This is a genomic window from Fictibacillus sp. EA-CB0309 (genome assembly GCF_055814265.1).
Genome location: NZ_CP169271.1, coordinates 318,886 through 340,582 on the forward strand (window position 1 = coordinate 318,886; position 21,697 = coordinate 340,582).

20 protein-coding genes, 2 pseudogenes and 1 riboswitch are annotated in these 21,697 nt (G+C 40.6%); of the genes and pseudogenes, 18 read left to right on the top strand and 4 right to left on the bottom strand.

Going from position 1 to position 21,697, the window contains the following annotated elements:
- Positions 1-171: 171 nt before the first annotated feature.
- The gene (locus ACEWFH_RS01965) at positions 172-1,623 is read left to right on the top strand and encodes a peptidoglycan DD-metalloendopeptidase family protein (protein WP_473725891.1); all 1,452 of its coding nucleotides are present in this window, start codon (positions 172-174) and stop codon (positions 1,621-1,623) included.
- Here ACEWFH_RS01965 and ACEWFH_RS01970 read toward each other — a convergent pair.
- Positions 1,614-1,763: a hypothetical protein gene (locus tag ACEWFH_RS01970; RefSeq protein ID WP_473725892.1), complete on the bottom strand. Its 150-nt coding sequence runs from the start codon at positions 1,761-1,763 to the stop codon at positions 1,614-1,616. The genes ACEWFH_RS01965 and ACEWFH_RS01970 overlap by 10 nt on opposite strands.
- A gap of 223 nt (positions 1,764-1,986) precedes the next feature.
- Between ACEWFH_RS01970 and yycF the strand changes: the two genes are divergently transcribed.
- From yycF to ACEWFH_RS02010, 8 genes are all read left to right on the top strand, one after another.
- A complete protein-coding gene (gene yycF, locus ACEWFH_RS01975) occupies positions 1,987-2,691 on the top strand; it encodes a response regulator YycF (RefSeq protein ID WP_066244253.1) in 705 nt (234 codons plus the stop codon).
- Positions 2,692-2,696: 5 nt separating this feature from the next.
- Entirely contained in the window at positions 2,697-4,532 is a 1,836-nt protein-coding gene (gene walK, locus ACEWFH_RS01980) for a cell wall metabolism sensor histidine kinase WalK (protein ID WP_473725893.1), read from the top strand.
- The gene (gene yycH, locus ACEWFH_RS01985) at positions 4,529-5,488 is read left to right on the top strand and encodes a two-component system activity regulator YycH (protein ID WP_473725894.1); all 960 of its coding nucleotides are present in this window, start codon (positions 4,529-4,531) and stop codon (positions 5,486-5,488) included. Before walK ends, yycH (ACEWFH_RS01985) begins: the two co-directional genes overlap by 4 nt.
- A 38-nt stretch (positions 5,489-5,526) precedes the next feature.
- Positions 5,527-5,952 carry a two-component system activity regulator YycH gene (yycH, locus tag ACEWFH_RS01990; RefSeq protein WP_473725895.1) on the top strand — a complete coding sequence of 142 codons (426 nt, stop codon included), beginning with the start codon at positions 5,527-5,529 and terminating at the stop codon, positions 5,950-5,952.
- Positions 5,953-5,957: 5 nt separating this feature from the next.
- Positions 5,958-6,323 (top strand): hypothetical protein, encoded by a 366-nt coding sequence (locus ACEWFH_RS01995; RefSeq protein WP_473725896.1) that lies wholly within the window; start codon positions 5,958-5,960, stop codon positions 6,321-6,323.
- A gap of 40 nt (positions 6,324-6,363) precedes the next feature.
- Positions 6,364-6,795: a two-component system regulatory protein YycI gene (gene yycI / locus ACEWFH_RS02000; protein ID WP_473725897.1), complete on the top strand. Its 432-nt coding sequence runs from the start codon at positions 6,364-6,366 to the stop codon at positions 6,793-6,795.
- A gap of 16 nt (positions 6,796-6,811) precedes the next feature.
- Positions 6,812-7,609, top strand: a complete 798-nt coding sequence (locus ACEWFH_RS02005) for an MBL fold metallo-hydrolase (protein ID WP_473725898.1) — start codon at positions 6,812-6,814, stop codon at positions 7,607-7,609.
- Between the two features lie 156 nt (positions 7,610-7,765).
- Complete coding sequence (locus tag ACEWFH_RS02010; RefSeq protein ID WP_473725899.1) at positions 7,766-8,974, top strand: S1C family serine protease; 1,209 nt, start codon at positions 7,766-7,768, stop codon at positions 8,972-8,974.
- 45 nt (positions 8,975-9,019) lie between these two features.
- Here the strand turns inward: ACEWFH_RS02010 and ACEWFH_RS02015 are convergent, their stop codons facing one another.
- Positions 9,020-9,154, bottom strand: a complete 135-nt coding sequence (locus ACEWFH_RS02015) for a hypothetical protein (protein WP_473725900.1) — start codon at positions 9,152-9,154, stop codon at positions 9,020-9,022.
- 300 nt (positions 9,155-9,454) lie between these two features.
- Here ACEWFH_RS02015 and ACEWFH_RS02020 point away from each other — a divergent pair, with 300 nt between their 5' ends.
- The 4 genes from ACEWFH_RS02020 to ACEWFH_RS02035 all read left to right on the top strand — a co-directional run bounded on the left by ACEWFH_RS02020 (position 9,455) and on the right by ACEWFH_RS02035 (position 12,552).
- Positions 9,455-9,619, top strand: a complete 165-nt coding sequence (locus ACEWFH_RS02020; protein ID WP_473725901.1) for a CxxH/CxxC protein — start codon at positions 9,455-9,457, stop codon at positions 9,617-9,619.
- An 80-nt stretch (positions 9,620-9,699) separates the two neighbouring features.
- A complete protein-coding gene (gene rlmH, locus ACEWFH_RS02025) occupies positions 9,700-10,179 on the top strand; it encodes a 23S rRNA (pseudouridine(1915)-N(3))-methyltransferase RlmH (RefSeq protein ID WP_197190387.1) in 480 nt (159 codons plus the stop codon).
- Positions 10,180-10,314: 135 nt separating this feature from the next.
- Positions 10,315-10,393, top strand: a riboswitch (glycine riboswitch).
- Positions 10,394-10,525: 132 nt separating this feature from the next.
- On the top strand, positions 10,526-11,899 hold the full coding sequence (locus tag ACEWFH_RS02030; protein WP_473725902.1) for an amino acid permease: 1,374 nt from the start codon (positions 10,526-10,528) through the stop codon (positions 11,897-11,899).
- 62 nt (positions 11,900-11,961) lie between these two features.
- Complete coding sequence (locus ACEWFH_RS02035) at positions 11,962-12,552, top strand: prolyl hydroxylase family protein (protein ID WP_473725903.1); 591 nt, start codon at positions 11,962-11,964, stop codon at positions 12,550-12,552.
- A gap of 83 nt (positions 12,553-12,635) precedes the next feature.
- Here ACEWFH_RS02035 and katG read toward each other — a convergent pair whose 3' ends face one another.
- Positions 12,636-14,861 (bottom strand): catalase/peroxidase HPI, encoded by a 2,226-nt coding sequence (gene katG, locus ACEWFH_RS02040; RefSeq protein ID WP_473725904.1) that lies wholly within the window; start codon positions 14,859-14,861, stop codon positions 12,636-12,638.
- Between the two features lie 256 nt (positions 14,862-15,117).
- Between katG and ACEWFH_RS02045 the strand changes: the two are divergent.
- The 3 genes and pseudogenes from ACEWFH_RS02045 (at position 15,118) to ACEWFH_RS02055 (ending at position 17,987) form a co-directional block, all read left to right on the top strand.
- Positions 15,118-15,455 (top strand): annotated as a pseudogene (locus tag ACEWFH_RS02045) (zinc ribbon domain-containing protein YjdM).
- 230 nt (positions 15,456-15,685) lie between these two features.
- Positions 15,686-17,236, top strand: coding sequence for a UDP-N-acetylmuramoyl-L-alanyl-D-glutamate--2,6-diaminopimelate ligase (locus ACEWFH_RS02050; RefSeq protein ID WP_473725905.1), 1,551 nt, complete (start codon positions 15,686-15,688; stop codon positions 17,234-17,236).
- A 169-nt stretch (positions 17,237-17,405) separates the two neighbouring features.
- Positions 17,406-17,987 (top strand): hypothetical protein, encoded by a 582-nt coding sequence (locus tag ACEWFH_RS02055; protein WP_473725906.1) that lies wholly within the window; start codon positions 17,406-17,408, stop codon positions 17,985-17,987.
- 291 nt (positions 17,988-18,278) lie between these two features.
- Here the strand turns inward: ACEWFH_RS02055 and ACEWFH_RS02060 are convergent, their stop codons facing one another.
- Positions 18,279-19,154: a LysR family transcriptional regulator gene (locus ACEWFH_RS02060; RefSeq protein ID WP_473725907.1), complete on the bottom strand. Its 876-nt coding sequence runs from the start codon at positions 19,152-19,154 to the stop codon at positions 18,279-18,281.
- A gap of 168 nt (positions 19,155-19,322) precedes the next feature.
- Between ACEWFH_RS02060 and ACEWFH_RS02065 the strand changes: the two genes are divergently transcribed.
- Both ACEWFH_RS02065 and ACEWFH_RS02070 read left to right on the top strand, forming a co-directional pair.
- The gene (locus tag ACEWFH_RS02065; RefSeq protein ID WP_473725908.1) at positions 19,323-20,609 is read left to right on the top strand and encodes a GntP family permease; all 1,287 of its coding nucleotides are present in this window, start codon (positions 19,323-19,325) and stop codon (positions 20,607-20,609) included.
- Positions 20,610-20,629: 20 nt separating this feature from the next.
- Positions 20,630-21,405: pseudogene (locus ACEWFH_RS02070) on the top strand (3-hydroxybutyrate dehydrogenase).
- Positions 21,406-21,697: the final 292 nt, after the last annotated feature.

The following is a 21,697-nucleotide window of genomic DNA, read 5'->3' on the forward strand; positions in this document are numbered from 1 at the left end:
TTTTGTGCTGTTTTTCATGTCGATTTTTTACATTTGCATTACAAAATACGTGAAATTCTGACAAATCGAAATGGCTTGTGATAGGATACTAGAGGTGCTTTAGGAGAAGTTTGTCATAGGACAATAGACATAGATGAGATATAGAAGAGGATCTTTAGGGGGAAATAGAAGGTGCAAAATCGAAAAACCACTGAAAGATTTATAAAGAAAATCATTCCGCTATTTATCGCGGTTTTAATGATACTCTCAACAATTACGTTGAATCCATCCATCACAGATGCACATCACGATGATAACCAGTTGATCAAGACCGTTTTTAACGTTTATGTGGATGGAAAGAAGATTGGTACCGTTCGAGAAGAAAGTGTTGTCGAAGAGACGGTCGAAGAGTTATTGCAGCAAGCAAAAGGCAGAAAGAGTGATTTTGCTTTTACCATAAATGAATCCATCGAGTTAAAGCCGGAAAAAATGTTCAGACCTCAGTTTGACAATGAAGCGGCAAAGGAAAATTTAAGAAAGCAACTGACCGTTTCCGTTGAAGCCTATCGATTGGTAGTAGGTGGGCAAACAGTAGCTTACGTTTCAAGTGAAAAAGAAGCGGAAGATACGCTTTTAAAGCTACAACTTGAACATGTTTCAAAAGCAGAGCTTGATGAGATCAACAAAAAGAAAGCTGAAAATAAAGAGCTTGAAGTTCCAGAATTGAGTCCTGGAGAAAGTAAGGTTGTCGATATTGACTTCTCGACACCAGTTTTCATTCAAAAAGCTCAAACGTCAATAAAGGATCTCGTATCTGTTGACGGTGCGATCTCCCTTTTAAAAGAGGGGACAATTAAGAGAAAAGAACACATTGTTCAAAAAGGTGAAACGGTTAAATCGATTACCGAAAAGTATCACTTAACGATGGAGCAATTTTACACGTTAAATACAGAATTGCTGCTCGTTCCTGTTATTCGTACGGGGCAAGCGGTTACTGTTACAGAAAAGAAGCCATACACCGAAGTAATGGTCTATGAAGCGACTCGTGTACAGAACGAAATCCCTTTTCAGGTTGAAAAACAAGAAGACAGCACACTAGAAAAGGGACAGGTGAAAACGGTACAAGAAGGTCAAAAAGGGTTAGAAGACATGACCTATACCGTTAGAAAAGCAGACGATAAAGTTCTTAAAAAAGACATCGTAAACCAAGAGCAAGTGAAAGCACCTGTTACTGAGGTTCAGAAGATCGGTACGAAAGTGATTCCATCTAAAGGGACAGGCACTCTTTCATGGCCGGCAGTTGGTGGATACATCTCGAGCCATAAAGGGTCTCGCTGGGGAAGACAGCATAAAGGGATGGACATTGCACGCCCTTCAGAACGTTCCATCTTGGCTGCAGACAACGGTACGGTTGCTTTTGCGGGCTGGGATGGAGATTACGGCAACAAGATCATCATCAATCATAACAATGGCATGAAAACCATTTATGCTCATTTGAATTCCATTTCTGTATCAACAGGAGATGTGGTACAAAAGGGATCAAAGATTGGTGTTATGGGTTCAACAGGCCAATCGACAGGTGTTCATTTGCATTTTGAAGTATACGAGAACGGTGTACTAAAAAATCCTGCAGATTATTTGTAAAAGCATAATTTTGGTTGCTTTTGAAAGTGGTTGATTTCCGTTTCAGACGCTCGCTTTCCGCGGGGCAGGCGGTGAGCCACATTCGTACGTTTCACTTTTAAGTGTCTCACCTGCCCGCCTGTCCCGCAGGAGTCTCGCATCTTACACTACAATCAACCTGTCAAAGATGACAGTAACAAAATGCACTGTAAAACCTCTTAGGAATATTTTTTCCTGGAGGTTTTTCTTATCTAAAATTAGAAGGTTTTACTAGTAGTATGGAGAAAGTTTCAACTGTGATAAAATAGTAGAGATACCATTAAAACGATATTACAAAACATTCTGCTATATATAAAATAGAGTTTCCGAAGAAGGAGCGTTCCCATGGATAAGAAAATTCTCGTTGTGGATGATGAAAAACCAATTGCAGATATTCTGCAATTTAATCTCGAAAAAGAAGGATTTACGGTAAGCTGCGCTTACGACGGTATTAATGCCCTTGAGAAAGTAGAAAAAGAGAAGCCAGATATGATTCTGCTTGATATCATGCTTCCTTTAAAAGATGGCATGGAAGTATGCCGTGAGATCCGCAAAAAGTATGACATGCCGATTATTATGCTGACAGCAAAAGATTCGGAAATCGATAAAGTACTAGGGTTAGAGTTAGGTGCGGATGACTATGTAACAAAGCCTTTCAGCACGCGCGAACTGATTGCTCGTGTAAAAGCCAACCTTCGCCGTCACCAGCAGGAGTCAGAGCGTGAAGTAGATGAGAACAATGAGATTACAATCGGTTCACTAACGATTCACCCTGATGCTTATATTGTGACAAAGCGTGGTGAAACGATAGAGTTAACACATCGAGAATTTGAACTGCTGCACTATTTAGCTAAACATATCGGGCAGGTGATGACACGTGAGCACTTGCTTCAAACCGTGTGGGGATATGACTACTTTGGTGACGTAAGAACGGTTGATGTTACGGTTCGGCGTCTGCGCGAGAAAGTAGAAGATAACCCGAGTCACCCATTATGGATCATTACTAGACGCGGAGTGGGGTATTACCTAAGAAATCCTGATCAGGAGTAATCATCATGGATAAAGTCAATTTTTTTAAATCAATACACGTTAAGTTTGTATTGATTTATGTTTTGCTCATCTTAATAGCCATGCAAGTGATCAGTGTCTATTTTATAAATAATTTAGAGACTGATCTTCGGCAGAGTTTTTCTAAATCACTGTATGATCGCGTGAATTTATTAGAGTTTAATATTGAGCAGAAGATGAAGGACGTTAAAGGATATAAAGATAGAAAAGCTGAAGATGGAGAGGAAGCTGAAACGCTTGAAGAAGATATTCAAGCGTTAATTGACGAGGAATTTGAAGAAAGAGAAGTTCAAGTCTTAAATAAGGAAGGTATGGTTCTTGCCAGTAATAAGCAACGGCTAAAGGGCCAGATCAGCTTTAACCCCAAGATAAAACTTGCTCTTGAAGGCACAGTTGCTGATGAGATCATGCTCACACCCGAAGGCGAACGAGTAATGGTCCTTGCTAAACCGATTCAGGTGGACAGTGATGGACCTACAATTGGTGCTATCTATCTAGAAGCTTCCATTGAAAGCATCTTTAAACAGATTCAGCGTATTAATAATATTTTAGTAACCGGGACAGTAATTGCACTTATCATTACAGGACTCCTCGGTGTCTTTTTGGCACGTACGATTACACGTCCGATGGCTGATATGAGAAAGCAAGCCCTTGTTATGGCAAGAGGAGATTTTTCTCGAAAAGTTCAGCTGTACGGTGATGATGAAATCGGACAGCTCGCCATGACATTTAACAACCTGACAACAAAGCTTCAAGAAGCTACGGCTATCACGGAAAGTGAACGAAGAAAACTGCGTTCAGTCTTAACGTATATGACAGATGGTGTGATTGCGACCGATCGTGATGGAGCTATTATTCTTATGAACGACCGAGCCGAAGAGATGCTTAATATTTCTAGGCAAAACGCACTCGGAACGTCACTTATGGAATTACTCCGACTAAATACAGATTATTCGTGGGAAGAGCTTTATAACGAGTATGAATCCATGCTGCTTGATTTTAGTACAGATGATCTTCATTACGTAGTTCGTGCTAACTTTTCAACGATTCAAAAAGATGACGGGCCAATCAATGGTCTTATTTGTGTTCTGCATGATGTTACTGAACAAGAACAAATTGATAACGAACGAAGAGAATTTGTATTTAACGTTTCTCATGAGTTACGAACTCCATTGACGACAATGAGAAGCTATCTTGAGGCACTTGCAGACGGTGCATGGCAAGACGATAATATTGCGCCGCGTTTCCTAGAAGTTACTCAAAACGAAACAGAGCGTATGATCAGACTTGTTACAGACTTACTGCAGCTTTCAAAAATGGACAGCAAAGATTACAGATTTAACTTCTTTGAAATTGATTTGGTTCATTTCTTAAATGGTATCATTGATCGTTTTGAAATGTTGGAGAAAGAAAATATCGAGCTATCACGCTCTTTGCCAGATAATAGGATTCTAGTCCAGATGGATACGGATAAGATGACACAAGTGCTTGATAACATCATCTCAAACGCGATGAAATACTCTCCAGAAGGTGGAACCATTACAGCAAAGGCTGCAGTAATTGGCCGCAAAGTTAAAGTGAGCATCTCGGATCAAGGTGTTGGGATACCGAAGAACAACGTATCTAAGATCTTTGATCGATTCTTCAGGGTGGACCGTGCCCGATCCAGAGACATCGGTGGAACAGGGCTTGGCCTTGCGATCGCAAAAGAGATCGTTCTTGCACATGGCGGAGATATTTGGGCAGAAAGTGAATGGGGTCAAGGAACAACGATACATTTTACTCTTCCTTTAAGAAAAGTTAAGGAGGGGCCTAAGCAATGAACTGGTTAAAGTGGATTACACATACAAGAAGAGTTCTGACGTTTTTCCGTGAGAACCGAGAATGGATAAAATCGATCACATTAACATTATTAATTTTATTAAGCCTTGTATTAACATGGAGTCTATGGACGTTTAAACCAAGCTATTCTACGATTGAGGATGCTCGAACCGTAAAAAAACAAACCGTTAAAACACAAGACCAACTCTCCTTTTTAGATGTTGTTCATCCCACTCAAGTCATCTACCATGATGGAAGTGAATTATACGGTGCAGAAGCCAACAATCTAGTAAATAAATTTCATGATGCTCTAAAAGAGACAAGCTTTACGTTTGAAACAAGTTCAAAAAACAATCAAACATTTGACCCTGGCGATGATAGATTGTTAAAAAATACGGATTATGTAGAAGTAATCTATCCAGTAGGCATGACTAGTGATCTCTATAAAGAAGTGTTTTCCTTCGAGTCAGATATAGCAAGCAAGATACAAAATGTAGATAGGATCTACTTATATCAAAACGCTACAGGTGATGTTGAAGGCTACTTAATCTCATATATGCCCAAGAAGAAGCAAAAGATTAAAGCTGTAAATGATGGTGCACTGAAACCTTTACTTAAGGACATGAGTGATTCAATCGCGAAGGGTGACTTGGTTTCGTATATTTCTCATGATCTTACAGAGGAAACGAGTGAAGGTGAGAAACTCATTAAAGACCGTTTTTACTTTCCGATGAAGTCTCTAAAGATTAAAAGCAATGCCTATATCTCGAATGCTATTAATGATGAAACAAAAGAGAAATACAAAAAAGCGCTGTTTAAGGATCCATTATCCGTAAAAAGTGCATCTACTGCTGTGAATGAAGAAACATTTACAGATGGTACGGCTGCAATGGTCATAAAGAAAGAGAAAACCGCTTCACCTATACGAACTTTGCTGGAAACTCGAATGGGAGTCTAAGTCCGATTAATTCGCCTCTTTTCTTATCGGTTGATTATGTGAACACCCACGCAGGTTGGGGCGGAAATCCATACATCTTATCAGAACTTGACAATGAAGAAGCTGGTTTTTGGTTGTTTGTAGACGAATTACCCGTGCTTGATAACGATATGCTTATGCTCCTAAGCTGGAATGAAAGTGAACTTTATCAATATGAAAGGTCAATCGTCGAATTAGATACACAATCAAAATATACACCCGGTGATTTATCTGAAACGATAGAATTAGAATCTGGTTTTGAAGTCAAACAAAAATTAATTGATGCTGAATTGAATGAGAACTATATTCAGGATATTCGAATCGGCTACTCTATTAAAAGACAAAATGAACCACATGTTTATTTCTTGGAACCAAAATGGTTCATTAAGTATGAAAATCAAGGATGGTCATCACTATTTAAGACAGACAGAGAGGAAGGGTTTTAATTGGATTGGAAGAAAACAAAAAGCATTTTTATCCTTACCTTCCTCGTTTTAAATTTGTTTTTAGGCTACCAGCTGTACAAAAAAATGATATCAATAACATTGCACCTCTCTCTCAGCAGCCTTTAGAGGAAGTACTTGCTATCAATGGAATTGATTATAAAGATAAGATCCCAAAGTATAAATCGGATCAAACGCTTATTAGTGCCCAAAGATACACGTTCTCTGATGAAGAAAAGGCTATAAAATCAAAAGATATATCACTAGATAAAGAAAGCAGCACCAACATAACTTTGCATTACACGTTAAAAAAACCACTAGATCTTCCAAAAAAGATACAAATGATCTGGTTGATTCGCTATCAAAGTTTTTAGAAGATCATGTTTCTCGAGGGAAAGACTATGCCTTTTTTCAATGGGACAAAAAAACAATATCATTTGGTTTAATCAAATCTACTTAACGAAACCAATCTTTTATAATGCAAGTAACTTCGAAAAACCGAAAGAACCTACACTTGATTTTGAAGCACCAAACGGGATGATTAAATTTTATCTTGATGATAAAGGAAGATTGACAAAGTTTACACAAACCTATCTGAATATTATGCGACAAGGTGCTCCACAAGAAATTATTGAGCCTGACAGAGCTTTAGGCAGGCTCTTTGAAACAGATAAATTAAATAAGGGCGACAAAGTAAAAGACATTCAATTGGGGTACTACAGTCTTGTAGGTGTAGGGGATCTTCAAGTGTACGCTCCTACGTGGTTCATAGAAACAGAGGTCGGACAGTATTTAGTTAATGCAACTGACAGTTCCATTCAGGTTTTATCGGGAGAAGAAGAGTAGAAAGGAACATGCGGTTATGAGTTTAAAATTTAGCGTTCTCGCTAGCGGCAGTTCGGGGAATGCCGTTTACGTTGAAACCGAACAAACACGCCTGCTTGTTGATGCAGGGTTAAGTGCGAAACAGATTCAAATTCTTTTTGAAAAAGCGGCTTGTGGTGAAGTGGGCGATATTGATGGCATTCTCGTCACTCATGAACATAGCGATCACATAAGAGGACTCGGCGTGCTTGCTCGTAAATTTAAACTTCCAATCTACGCGAACAAAAACACGTGGAATGCTATGAACGGGTTAATTGGTGAAGTGGCAACAGAGCAAAAATTCGAGTTTGAGATGGAAAGCGTTAAAACGTTCAACGACCTTGAAGTAGAGTCGTTTGGCGTATCACATGATGCAGCTGAACCGATGTTCTATGTGTTTCATCACAACGGCAGAAAGCTGGCCCTCATGACAGATACAGGCTATGTGAGTGACCGAATGAAAGGGATTATCCGTGATAGCCATTCGCTTGTGATCGAGTCCAATCACGATATCAATATGCTCATGATGGGAAGATATCCTTGGAATATTAAACGACGTATTCTAGGAGATCATGGTCATATTTCAAACGAAGATTGCGGGCATGCTCTTGCAGATGTCATTGGAGATGGAACGAAGCACATTTATCTTGCGCATCTAAGTAAAGACAACAACATGAAAGATATTGCTCGCTTAGCGGTCGAACAAACGTTAAAAACGTATGATATCACGGCTGGTGAACAAATCATTCTTCATGATACAGACGCAAGTCAGCCTACTAAGCTCGCCTTGGTATAAATACTTACTTGTTTAAAGTAAACCGTTTCCGGAAATAACAATAAGTGTGGGAAATTATGAAAAATAACCCAAAATGTCCATAATTTCAGGACTAATTGCTTATACTAGGTTATGAATTCGTACACTTCATTGTTGAAAGGAACGGTGATGAGCAAAATGGGATATTATGATGACGATTATGAATCCTCATCTCGACAAAAAGGAAACCGCGGAGGAAAGTTTCTACCAGCTTTGCTAGGAGCGATTCTAGGTGGTTTGCTTGTTTTATTTACAGTACCTGCACTAGGAGGAGCTGGTCTCTTGCCGGATAATCTGTATCCTCCGAATGAAGAGGAAAACGGCTTAGGCACTGACGAAAATGCGGTTGAGAGAAACGTTGATGTTGATCTTACTACAAATGTAACAGATGCTGTAGATAAAGCTTCTGGTGCCGTGGTGGAGGTCGTTAACATTCAACAGACGGACTTCTGGAGCCAGCAGCCAGCGGGTACAGGATCAGGTGTTATTTATAAAAAAGAAGGCAACAAAGCGTACGTCGTAACAAACCATCACGTTGTTGAAGATGCGAATCAGATTGAAATCACATTAAGCAACGGTTCAAAATTAAAAGGAACGCTTCGCGGTTCAGATCCTCTGATGGATTTGGCTGTTGTTGAAATTGATGGCAGCAAAGTAGACAGTGTCGCTGAATTTGGGGTATCGGGTGACCTTAAACGCGGAGAACCTGCGATTGCAATCGGTAATCCGTTAGGAAACTTCCCTGGCTCTGTTACACAAGGGATCGTATCAAGTGCTGACCGCTCTATTCCCATTGATCTTGATCAAGACGGCAATCCTGATTGGCAAGCAGAAGTTATTCAGACCGATGCAGCCATTAATCCAGGTAACAGCGGTGGAGCGTTAATTAATATTGCGGGTCAGGTGATCGGCATTAACTCTTCTAAGATTGCTCAGAATGAAGTAGAGGGAATTGGATTCGCTATTCCTTCAGATGTAGCAAAACCAATTATCGAAGACCTTGAGAAATATGGTGAGACGAGAAGACCATTCTTGGGTGTTAACATCATTCCGCTTTCTCAAGTGAATACGTATCAGCGTGAACAAACGCTTAAGATTCCAAACAGTGTCAAAGATGGTGTCGTTGTAATGGAAATCACGCCAGCTTCTCCAGCGGCTCGAGCGGGAATGAAGGAAATGGATGTTATTACGGAGATGGGTGGAGAGAAGATTAAGGATCCAGTCGCTCTTCGTAAGTTCCTTTACACGAAAGCTAAAATTGGTGATGAAGTCGATGTAACGTTCTATCGTGATGGTAAGAAACAGACCGTCAAAGTTGAGTTGAGCGGTGGAAGACAAACGCAATAAATGTGATGAACAGGGGGCTTATGGTTTCCCTGTTTTTTTGTTTTGTTAGGCTTCGATGTCTTTGAAAGAGGTTGATTTCCGTTCCAGGCTGCTCGCTTTCCGCGGGGCAGTCGGTGAGCCCTTGCCGCTATGCGCCCTAAAGGGTCTCACCTGACCGCTTGTCCCGCAGGAGTCTCGCACCTTGCACTACAATCAACTTGGCAAAGAAGAGAATGAATAATAAAATCTTAAAGCAACACCCTGTTAGAGAAGAGTTTTTATTTCTACTACTTTGATGCTTTGTACTGATTTTTGGTTCAAGGTGTTTGCTTCTGGTTGTTTCATAAAACTGTTAAGCGGTTTGCATGTTACGAGGAGTGTTTAAAGTTGTTGAAGTTGGCTCCACATGTGGACAACTTTATTTGAAGGAGATTGTTTACACACAGACGTAAGTTCATTAGTGTAAGAAGAAGCATTGTGGATAAGTAAGGAGTGAAGATTTTGATAATTATTTGCTGTAAAGAGCATGCAGAGCTTGCGATTGACATCATTGTGGATGAATTTGAAACACCGCCTGTTGTGGAGTTACTAACAGAAAATAGTGAGTTATCAACAGGTTGTGAATACTGCAGCAACGACGGTACATATAAAGTATCGAACATATGAACGCCTACAATATATGGCCTTAAATGTGCATATGTGGATAAGTTCTGGGGATAACTTATTTGAAAGGAAGTTTTCAACAAGTGAATATATCAATCGTATCGGTAGGAAAGTTAAAAGAAAAATACTTGAAGTTAGGTATTGATGAATACTTAAAAAGACTAGGGCCGTATGCCAAAGTTGAAATTATAGAAGTTCCTGATGAAAAAGCACCTGAAACTTTAAGTGATCAAGAGATGATCATGGTTAAAAATGCTGAAGGTGAAAGGATTTTAGCAAAGATCGGGCAAGATGTGCATGTCATTGCAATGGCGATTGAAGGAAAGGCCGTTTCATCGGAAGACTTGGCTAAAAATTTGGATCAGCTTGCAACCTATGGGAAAAGCAAAGTAGCCTTCGTCATTGGAGGATCGTTGGGGTTAAGTGACGCTGTTATGAAGCGCGCGAATGAGAAGATTTCGTTTGGAAAGATCACTTATCCGCATCAATTGATGAAACTTGTTCTTGTTGAGCAGATTTATCGGGCTTTTCGGATTAATCGGGGAGAACCGTATCATAAGTAAATGATGCATGGCTTTTAATCTACACTGGGTTAACATTTGACAAAACCCAAAATCCATAATAGTATTAAAAACTATTCAGAACTACTTAAATTTAATAGATAGCAAGCTATGATTGCTGTGGGTCGTACTACAGCAGGAGCAGCTTCTGGAGAGACCGCTTGTTAAGCGGCGCCGAAGGGTTCACAATCTCAGGCAAACGGACAGAAGAGTATTGAATTTTGACATTGTTGTGCCTGTTATTTATAGCGCATTGAATGCTTTTTTCATATTCTAATGTACAAGAGATTGGAGAATTTTCCAGTCTCTTTTTTTCGTTTGATTTGCATCTTAGAAGGAGGATTCATACGTGTCACAGCAAGAGTTGAAGAGGGATTTGGCTAACCGTCATGTGCAGCTGATTGCCATTGGCGGAACAATTGGTACGGGGTTATTTTTAGGTTCAGGAAAAGCGATTCAGCTTGCCGGGCCGTCTGTTATATTTGCTTATTTAATCGTTGGGATCGCGTTGTTTTTCATGATGAGAGCGCTAGGGGAACTGCTGCTTTCGAACGCAGGTTATGAGTCGTTTACCGATATTGCAGAGGACTATCTTGGTCCGCGAGCTGCTTTCATCACAGGCTGGACGTATTGGTTCTGCTGGATCATGACAGCAATGGCCGATGTGATTGCTGTCGGTGTTTACGTGCAATATTGGTTTGACATACCGCAGTGGGTTCCGGCGATTGTCAGTTTGCTTCTTTTACTTGGGCTCAACCTTTTAACAGTTAAGCTTTTCGGGGAATTGGAGTTTTGGTTTGCTCTAATCAAGGTGGTTACGATTCTCGCGTTAATTGTAATTGGGGTTGTTTTACTAGTGATAGGTTATCAGACTGATGCGGGAACCGTCTCAATGAACAATCTGTGGAACCATGGAGGTCTGTTTCCCAATGGGATGACCGGATTCTTACTATCGTTCCAGATGGTTGTGTTCGCGTTTGTGGGAGTGGAATTGGTCGGTGTGGCGGCAGCAGAAACGTCTGATCCTAGAAAAAATATTCCGTCTGCGATCAATAAGATTCCACTTCGAATTCTGTTTTTCTACGTTGCCGCATTGATTGTGCTCCTTTGCATCAATCCCTGGACTCAATTAAACGCAGCGGAAAGTCCGTTCGTTAAAACGTTCAGCTTAATAGGGATTCCGCTTGCGGCTGGAATTATTAATTTCGTTGTCCTGACATCCGCGGCATCTGCGTGTAACAGCGGATTGTTTTCGACTAGCCGCATCCTGTTTACGTTGAGCAAGAGTGAACAGGCTCCTCAATCTTTTAAGAAACTGACTAAAAATCATGTGCCTGGAAACGCGCTATGGGTATCTGCTTTTGTCGTTTCAGTAGGAGCGCTCCTGAGCAAACTGGTTCCGGAGCAGGCTTTTGGCATTGTAACCACGATCAGTGCCATTTGTTTTATCTGGGTGTGGAGCGTCATCTTAATTAGTCATATCAAATATTGTAAAAATCGTTCGGATCTGCACAAAAAGTCAGCATTTAAAGCACCTTTTGCTCCGTTCATTAACTATGTGGTTCTAGCGCTATTCGGGCTGATCCTGATTGTGTTGCTCGTTGCAGATGCTACTCGTCCAGCGTTATTGCTGACACCTTTGTGGTTTATTTTATTATTTATACTGTATTCGTCCAAAAATTCAACGAAACGGCTGCGTGAAGTGGACATCGATCTAAAATAGGTTCACGGCCCTTATTTTTAGAGCATAGGATAGCTGTAAATTACGAAAAAATAGGTGATCCGATGAAAGAGCCTTCCGTTGTTTACAGTGAAATTCCTTTTATAGCAAGCTATGAAAACACATTGAGTCAGAATGAATGCCAACAATTGATGGATATGGCTAAAGAAAATCTAAAGCCGTCGACGGTCGTAGGGGCGTCAAACACACGAAAGTCAGATCAAGCGTGGCTTCCTCATCATTTAAATGAAACGGTTCAACAAATAACAGAACGCATTTCGTCCATCGTAGGGCAGCCGCTCAGTCATGCAGAACAATTACAAGTTGTTAGGTATCAAGTTGGAGGGAAATTTGATGCCCATTTCGACACATTTAGTCCTTCCACCCAGTTAGGAAGAACGTATTTATCAAATGGGGGACAACGAATCGTTACAGCACTTCTCTATTTAAACTCTGTAACTGATGGAGGAGGAGAAACGTTTTTTCCAGCTTTAAAATTTGAGGTAGCTCCTTCACAAGGGAATATGCTCGTTTTTGAAAATTGCATCAAGCATACAGATCAGCCACACCCACTTTCCTTTCATGGGTCTCGTCCATTAACAGCAGGAGAAAAGTGGATTGCTACTCTGTGGTTTAGAGAAAAGCCACGACATTAATCGAAAACAATTAAGGCCAGAGATTTTGCTAAATCTCTGGCCTTTTCTAGCTTTTTAAAAATAGTATTTTGAAAATCCATCAACTACTCATTTGTTTGTTTAACATCGAAACGATCAGCGTCCATCACTTTTACCCATGCTGCGATAAAGTCGCGAACGAATTTTTCTTTGTTGTCATTTTGTCCATACACTTCAGCTAAAGCACGAAGTTCTGAGTTTGATCCGAAAACAAGGTCAAAGCGGGATGCTGTACGTTTCACTTCGCCTGTCTTACGGTCGCGGCCTTCATATTGGTTGAAGCCCGTTAATTTCCACTCAATGCCCATATCAAGCAAGTTCACGAAAAAGTCGTTCGTTAACGTGCCTACACGGTCCGTGAATACGCCGTGTTTTGTGCCATCATAGTTTGTCCCAAGAACACGCATACCGCCGAGAAGGACTGTCATTTCAGGTGCAGATAGACCGAGTAGCTGAGCTTTGTCTACGAGCATTTCTTCAGGGCTCGTAGAGTATTCTTTCTTCTGATAGTTGCGGAATCCATCAGATACAGGCTCTAACACATCAAATGTATCGGCATCTGTTTGCTCTTGTGTTGCATCACCGCGTCCAGGTGTAAATGGAACCGTTACATCGAAGCCTGCATCTTTTGCTGCTTTTTCAACGGCTGCGCTTCCTCCGAGAACAATTAAGTCGGCTAGACTTACCTTCGTGTCGAGCTGGTTTTGAATATCTTGATAGATTCCTAGAACTTTCTCCAGCTGTGCAGGTTCGTTTGCTTCCCAATCTTTTTGAGGTGCCAGACGAATGCGTGCACCGTTTGCTCCTCCACGCATATCAGAATTGCGGTATGTGCTTGCTGAAGCCCAAGCGGTTTTTACGAGTTCGCTCACTGTTAATCCTGAATTTAAGATTTTTTCTTTTAGTGCTGCTATATCTGACGGTGATAAATCATAATCAACATTTGGAACAGGATCCTGCCAGATGAGTTCTTCTTCTGGAACCTCTGGACCTAAATATCGAACTTTTGGTCCCATGTCACGGTGAAGCAATTTAAACCAAGCCCGTGCGAAGGCATCAGCAAACTCATCTGGGTTCTCGTAATAACGGCGGGAAATTTTTTCATAGTCTGGATCCCTACGTAATGCCATATCCGCTGTTGTCATCATCGTTTTCACTTTAATAGAAGGATCTTCGGCATCAGGAGCCATATGCTCTTCCGTCATATCGATAGGTGTCCATTGATATGCACCTGCAGGACTTTTTGTTAACTCCCACTCGTAGCCGAACATTAGGTCGAAGTAGCCGTTATCCCACTTAGTTGGGTTTGACGTCCAAGCTCCTTCTACACCACTGGAGATGGTGTCGCGTCCTTTTCCGCTTCCGTGTTTGCTCAGCCAACCGAAGCCTTGTGTCTCAAGGTTTGCCGCTTCCGGATCGTCCCCAACAAGAGAAGGGTCACCTGCGCCGTGCGCTTTTCCAAAAGTATGTCCGCCGGCTATAAGGGCAACCGTTTCTTCGTCATTCATCGCCATGCGACTAAACGTATCACGAATATCACGGGCACTTGCCAGTGGATCGGGTTTTCCGTTCGGCCCTTCTGGATTCACGTAGATCAGACCCATCTGTACGGCTGCTAGTGGCTTTTCTAGCTCACGGTCGCCGGAATAACGGTTGTCCGCTAACCATTCTTTTTCCGTACCCCAATACACGTCTTCTTCTGGGTGCCATATATCTTCACGTCCGCCAGCAAAACCAAATGTTTTTAACCCCATGGATTCAATGGCCACGTTACCTGTTAAAACAAGCAAGTCCGCCCACGAGATCTTATTTCCATACTTTTGTTTGATTGGCCATAAAAGACGGCGTGCTTTATCAAGATTAACGTTATCAGGCCAGCTGTTTAGTGGTGCAAAACGCTGTGATCCTGATGCGCTGCCTCCACGTCCGTCAGCTGTTCGGTATGTACCTGCAGCATGCCAAGACATACGGATGAAGAATGGACCGTAGTGACCGTAGTCAGCTGGCCACCAATCCTGGCTGTCTGTCATCAACTCATGAAGATCTTTTTTCAGCGCATCGTAATCCAGCTTAGAGAATTCTTCGCGATAATTAAAGTCATCTCCCATCGGATTTGATTTTTTGTCATGTTGGCGCAGAACATTTAAATTGAGCTGGTTCGGCCACCATTCTTTATTTGTCGTACCACGAGGAGCTGTCGACGTTGTAATTGCACTATCTTTGTGGTGGGTAACAGGACATTGGCCTGCAGACGTATGCTCTTTTTGATCGGGCTTATTGTTGTTTTCCATTACAATTCTCCTTCCTATTTTGGAACACAAAATTGCAAACATTACAAAGCCATGATGTAAAATTTTAGATTATTATGATAATTATTATTATAGAGGACAGAAATGTGGATTCAAAGCGTAATGCACTTTGAGTATTAATTTCTGGATTTCCAATGAAAAAGGGAAGTACGGAGAAACATCTCATGCATTAATTAAGCAGAAGTTTTGGCTATGGTAAAATCAAGATATCTGTATAAAATAGAGAGGAATTACTCTAATGTCTAACCTACCGAATTGCCCGAAATGCAGCTCAACCTATACATACGAGGATGGAAGTTTTCTTGTTTGCCCAGAATGTGCTCATGAGTGGTCGGCAGATAGCGAAACTACTGATCAAGATGAAAAGGTTGTAAAAGATTCGAACGGCAACATTTTACAAGATGGTGATTCTGTATCCGTCATTAAAGACCTTAAAGTAAAAGGCACATCTTCTGTTATTAAGATTGGAACAAAAGTAAAAGGAATCGTCTAGTTGAAGGCGATCATGATATTGATTGCAAAATTGACGGATTCGGCGCTATGAAGCTTAAATCAGAGTTTGTGAAAAAGATCTAGCTTTATTTCATAAAAAATAACCACCTCAACTCTATGAGGTGGTTATTTTTTATGGCTTGATGATGAATTATTTCAACGATTTTTCCGCTAAGAAAAGTTGGGATTTGGTTAATAAAAAAAGATTAAACATCGAACACTTAGGGTATTTAAAGAAAGTATGTGTGTAAAAATATTAAATACAAACCTTCATGTACTAGCATCAACAGATTTATCACCAAAGGAGAGGAAGAATGAATATACAGTTTGATCAATATAAGCAGTTAGGTATTCGGAAAATGTGGGGAAGTAAAAACCAAACCATTTCTTCCGTCTGCTATGATTCCAGAAACGTAACTCGTAATTCTTCCTTTGTATGTTTAACAGGAGAAAATGTTGACGGTCATTTCTATATGGATAGCGCCATTCAAATGGGTGCAGTAGTGGTGGCTGGTGAAAATGAAATGTTACTAAAAGAGGCAAGCGAAAAATACAGCGGGTTAACTTTTTTGCATGTCCATGATGCCCGTGTATTTATGGCTCGTTTATCCATTCTCTTTAATAAGAATATTCATGAAAAGTTAATAACAGTTGGTATTACAGGGACAAACGGTAAAACAACGGTTGCGGCCTACGTGCGATCGTTGATGAATTTGTGTGGAGTGAAGTCTGGTTCAATCGGAACAACGGGGATGATTACTTCTACAGGGAAATTGAACTTTAGTCAGTCAACACCTACAACACCGGAAGCACCTGATCTTCATCATATATTTCAGGAATTTGTACAAAATGGAGATCAGCTTGCTGCGATGGAAGTTACATCGGTAGGGATTGAACAAAAAAGAACAGAAGGCATCGATTTTGATGTAGCGATTCATACGAATTTGTCTCCGGAACATTTGGAGTTTCATCATACATTTGATAACTATAAAAATGCGAAGTTAAAGTTGTTTAAACAGGCAAAAAAAGCGGTCGTTAATATAGACGATGAAGGCATGTCAGAAGAAATTTTGAAATGCTTTAAAGGTCCTCTTCTTACTTACAGTATGGAAAGTGATAGTGGTGCAGACGTCTTCGCTACCCATATACAGCCGTTATCCGATGGGACGTCATTTACACTGACTGTAAAAGATATAAACTATTCCGTGAAAACTCCTTTATACGGTACTTATAATATAGCTAACCTGCTATCAGCCATCTGTACAGGTATGCATGTGGGTATTTCTATCGATCAGATGCTGCAGGTGCTCCCTGACATAACAGGTCCTGAAGGAAGATTTGAGATCATTCATAAGCAAAACCGAAAAATTATTCTTGATTACGCACATACCCCTGTTGCCTTACAAAATCTGGTGACAGAAGTGAAGAAACTTCCTCACACGCGACTTATTGTCATGGTCATGGGTATTGGTATAAGAGATAAAGAAAAGATGCCAAAAATGGCGGAAACGATTGAAAATCAAGCGGATGAGATTATCGTATCTGTTGATCATCCTGGTTTTCATGATCCACGTGAAATCGTCGGTCATGTGATGAAAGGGTTCAAAAATCCTCATGCAGCTAACATTCACTCTGAACTGACTCGGCACGATGCGGTTGTAAAGGCGCTTTCTTTAAGCAAAGAAGGGGATATTGTTCTTCTAACTAGCGGCTGTATTAACGGTGCACAGATTATTAAAGGTGAGAAGGTACCGCACTCTGATAAAGATATTATTGCAGAGTTCTTCAGAAGTAAAAAGGTTAGAAGAATGATTGCATTCTCTAAGATTAAATGGGCAGCGCACCAAAAGCGAAACATACTTTAAATACATCACATCCACCAACCCCGTTATATGCATAGCGGGGTTTTTACTCGTTTTTATTCAAACGAAAACGTCAAACACTCTGCAACTGCAGTTATCGCGAATAACAAATAAATGAGCCGGGTAATGGTTACTACTTACAAAAAATTACGAAAGCGAAAGGGCTGACAACTTGAATACTCTTCTTCTAGTATCATTATTGGTTAGTTCACTTGTGACAGGGTCAAACTCCAATCAAATGCAAGTCAATATGACAAGCAGTGAAGAACCGAATACATCCGTCAATGCCACCTTAGAAGAGCAGCAAGATGCCATTTTGCAATTTATTAATGTAGATGTGGCGAGAGTATCGAGCTATGAGGTGGAAGCTTTTGATTCGTTAGCGAGAGTGTCTGGTGAAAATTATACAGATGATGAAACCATGTATGTGGAGTTGGTCGAAACCACCATTCCAGCTTATGAAAAAGCATTAGCAGAAGCACAGAACATTGAAGTACAGGGAAAAGAGCTCGAGGAAATGAAAAAACGGCTTGTTGAAGCCACTGGAACGTTTTATGAAGCCTTATTGCTCCAAAAACAAGCTTTAGAACAGCAGAACGAAGAGTTAATGAATGAGTCAAATCAAAAACTAAATCAGTACTTTCAATTAGTTGATGCGTATCATCTTGAAATGGAACTGCTGAGTAAAGAGTACGAAATTCAGTACGAAGACATTAATGGGAATACGGAGAAACCCGATGAAAGTTTTATGTAATCATCCAAAAAGCTGAATCAAACGGTACATAACGTGCCATTTTGATTCAGCTTTTCATTTGTGATCATGTTTTTTAGTCTGAACTTATCCTGCTAAGGTGTTGATATAGCTGCTGTGCGCGAAACGAGAGCACTCTTGAGCGAAAAGAGCACTAGTTGGGGTGAAACTAAAGCTTTACTGAGCGAAACGTCCGGTAGTTGGAGCGAAACGACAGCATCTTTGAGCGAACGTGTAATAAATATAAGAACACGTACCGTAAAATCCAAGCCGCAACACCGCGGAACGCTACATCTATTCTTCAAGCAGCATATTAATAAATTCTCGTGTGGCAAACGTAACATATTTGCCTTTCTTTTTGATGATGGCTAGTTTATAAGGAAGAGTTGGATTAACAATCGGAATGGCTTTTATGGCATCTGAGTCTACCTTCTCTGAGATCGATTGCGGAAAAATAGAAACCCCTAAACCTTCACCGATCATACCGCTAATAAAATCCCATTGTGAGCTTTCATACGAAATTTTCGGGTGAAAACCTGCCTCCATGCACTCTTGAATAACTCGGTCATGCAGAGTAAATCCCTCTTTAAACACAATAAATGATTCTTCACTCAATTCCTTCATCTCTACGGTTTTTTGACTTGCCAGTGGATGAGTAGAATGAACAAATAACAAAAGCTGTTCTTCTATAAAAGATACAACTTCGAATTCTTCATGGTTTGCAGGCAAGACGATGATGGCAAGATCCAAAAGCCCATCATGAACTTCTTGCTGCACCTCGTTTGCCCCGTGTTCTACCATCTGGATTTTAATCTCCGGATAGCGTGTTTTGAATTTCTTAATGATTTTTGGGAAAAATAAGAAACCGATAAGCGGTGGAATTCCTATTTTGATTTTGCCCTTTTTCAAATGCATCAAATCGTATAAATTCGCTGAAAGATTGTCCAAAGAATCGAGTATCATTTTGCTTTGTTCAAAAACAATCTCACCTGCTTCAGTCAGTTCAATTTTTCTGGAAGAACGGTCAATGAGCTCCATTTCAAGCTCATCTTCAAGACTTTTGACCATTTTACTGAGTGCGGGCTGAGACAGATGCAGTACTCCTGAAGCTTTGGTGAAGCTTTTGTACTTTGCGACTGCGTGAAAGTAAGTAAGTTGGCGAATATCCATTTTTGTTAACTCCATATCTATAACTTTTTCTCATACTAGTAATAGTTATAATTCATTTTACTTATTTATTGCACAAGAGTAAAATGTCCTTCGTGCATAGAAACCATTTTTAAAGAAGCGCCAAATGATGAAAGCGCACTCTTTTCATATACAAAAGGAGGAAAGATTTTGATTAGTATCATAATAGGTCTAGCTCTACTTATGTTTTTTGCTTACCTCGGCTGGTCAATCATTTGGGTTGCACCAATCGTAGCGGGAATTGTTGCGTTAATGAGCGGTTTAGACCTTATGGACGCATATACAAATACGTATATGACCGGCTTTGTGGATTTCGCAAAAGCTTGGTTTCCGATCTTCTTATTAGGAGCGGTACTCGGAAAACTAATGGAAGATACGGGAGCTGCAAAATCGGTTGCCATTCAGTTTACAAAGTTCATAGGCGAGAAACGTGCCATACTCGGCGTTTTAGTAGCTTCAGCCGTTCTTACATACGGTGGAGTGAGTCTGTTCGTTGTAGTTTTCGCTATCTACCCGATCGCGCTTGCTTTATTTAAAAAAGCAGATATCTCAAGAAGGCTGATCGCACCAACGATAGTTCTAGGTGCTTTCACGTTTACGATGACTGCCGTACCAGGAACGCCTCAGATTCAAAACTTAATTCCCATGAACACGTTTAAGACAACTCCGATGGCGGGTACCATTATCGGTATTGTCGCAACGCTCATCATGGCAGTAGGCGGTTACTTTTGGCTGAAGTTCAGAGAAAAACGATTAACAGCAGCAGGAGAAAAGTATACAGAGCCAGATAAATCTAAAGAAAATGAAGATGAAGAAGAGGGGAACCTCCCAAACTGGATTCTTTCATTAGTACCATTATTAGTCGTTGTTATTTTACTTAATTTCTTAAAAATAGCTCCGATTCCATCTCTATTGGCTGGAATTCTAGCTATCCTACTTATCAATGTGAAGCAATACAAGACGTTCATTCCATCTATGAACGAAGGAGCTAAAGGCTCTGTTATGGCGATTATCAACACGAGTGCAGCTGTTGGATTTGGTGCTGTCGTAACGAGTGTACCTGACTTTGATAAAATTACAGACATGCTATTAGGGATTTCGAGCAATCCGCTCGTATCCGAATCACTAGTGGTTCAGCTTCTAGCGATGATTACAGGTTCTGCATCAGGCGGTATGGGAATTGCGTTACAAGCGCTTGGCAGCACGTATTATGAGTTATCTCAATCTTCAGGAATGAGTCCGGAAGCGTTTCACAGAATGGCATCCATTGCATCAGGTGCATCCATCCTTCCTCATAATGGAGCATTATTAACCCTTCTTGCGGTAACACAGTTAACGCACAAGGAGACATATAAAGATGTGTTTGTCGTTGCTTTAATCATACCTACAATAGCTGTAATTGTCGGAATCATCATGGCAAGTATGGGTATTATCTAAAATCTTAAGGAGTGAGCAGTGTGGTAGAAAATAAAGTCGTTGTTATTACAGGTTCAGCAAGTGGTATTGGTTTTGAAATTGGAAAAACGTTCGCTGAAAACGGGAGCAAAGTGGTCTTAACCGATCTTAATGCAGAAGGTGTTCAAAAGGCAGCGGAAGAACTTAAAGGTTTAGGTTTTGAAGCAATCGGTCTTAAAGCCGATGTTACAAGTGAAGAAGATATCAAGAACATGATCGAAACAGCTCACAAAGAGTATGGCCGTGTAGATGTTTTAATCAACAACGCAGGTCTTCAGCACGTTTCACCGATTGAAGAATTCCTACAGATAAGTTTGAACTGATGATCAAAATCATGCTAACTGCACCATTCATCGCAACGAAGCACGTGATGCCGATCATGAAGAAACAAGGCTTTGGACGCATTATCAACATTTCTTCCATCAATGGTTTGATTGGATTTGCTGGTAAAGCAGCTTACAACAGTGCAAAGCATGGTGTAATCGGTCTTACAAAGGTTGCAGCACTAGAATCAGCAGCTGAAGGCGTAACGGTTAACGCACTATGCCCAGGATATGTAGATACACCGCTTGTTCGTGGTCAGATGGAAGACTTAGCGAAAACAAGAAACGTATCACTAGACAAAGTACTTGAAGAAGTTATCTATCCGTTGGTTCCGCAAAAGCGTCTTATGGAAGTAAGCGAAATTGCTGACTATGCGATGTTCTTATCAAGCGACAAAGCGAAGAGTGTAACAGGACAAGCAATCGTTATTGATGGCGGTTATACAGCTCAATAATCTTATTTTTGATAAACCTCAGCCATTTGTTAGGCTGGGGTTTTCTTTTAGTGTGATAAGTAATGTTTGGCTAGGTGGGTGTTGTTTGTAGGGGTGAGGGTATTGAGATAGGGGATTGCAGTCGAATGTTGTCGACTCGCCGATATATGAGGAAAACTCGCCGGATTATGGCCGAAACTCGCTGGAATAATTCAAAAATTTCAGGGATTATAACTAAAATTTCCGGAATAATCTTGATGTATACCCCTTATGGTATCAACTGAAATCACCTACGAGCCACAAAAAACATCAT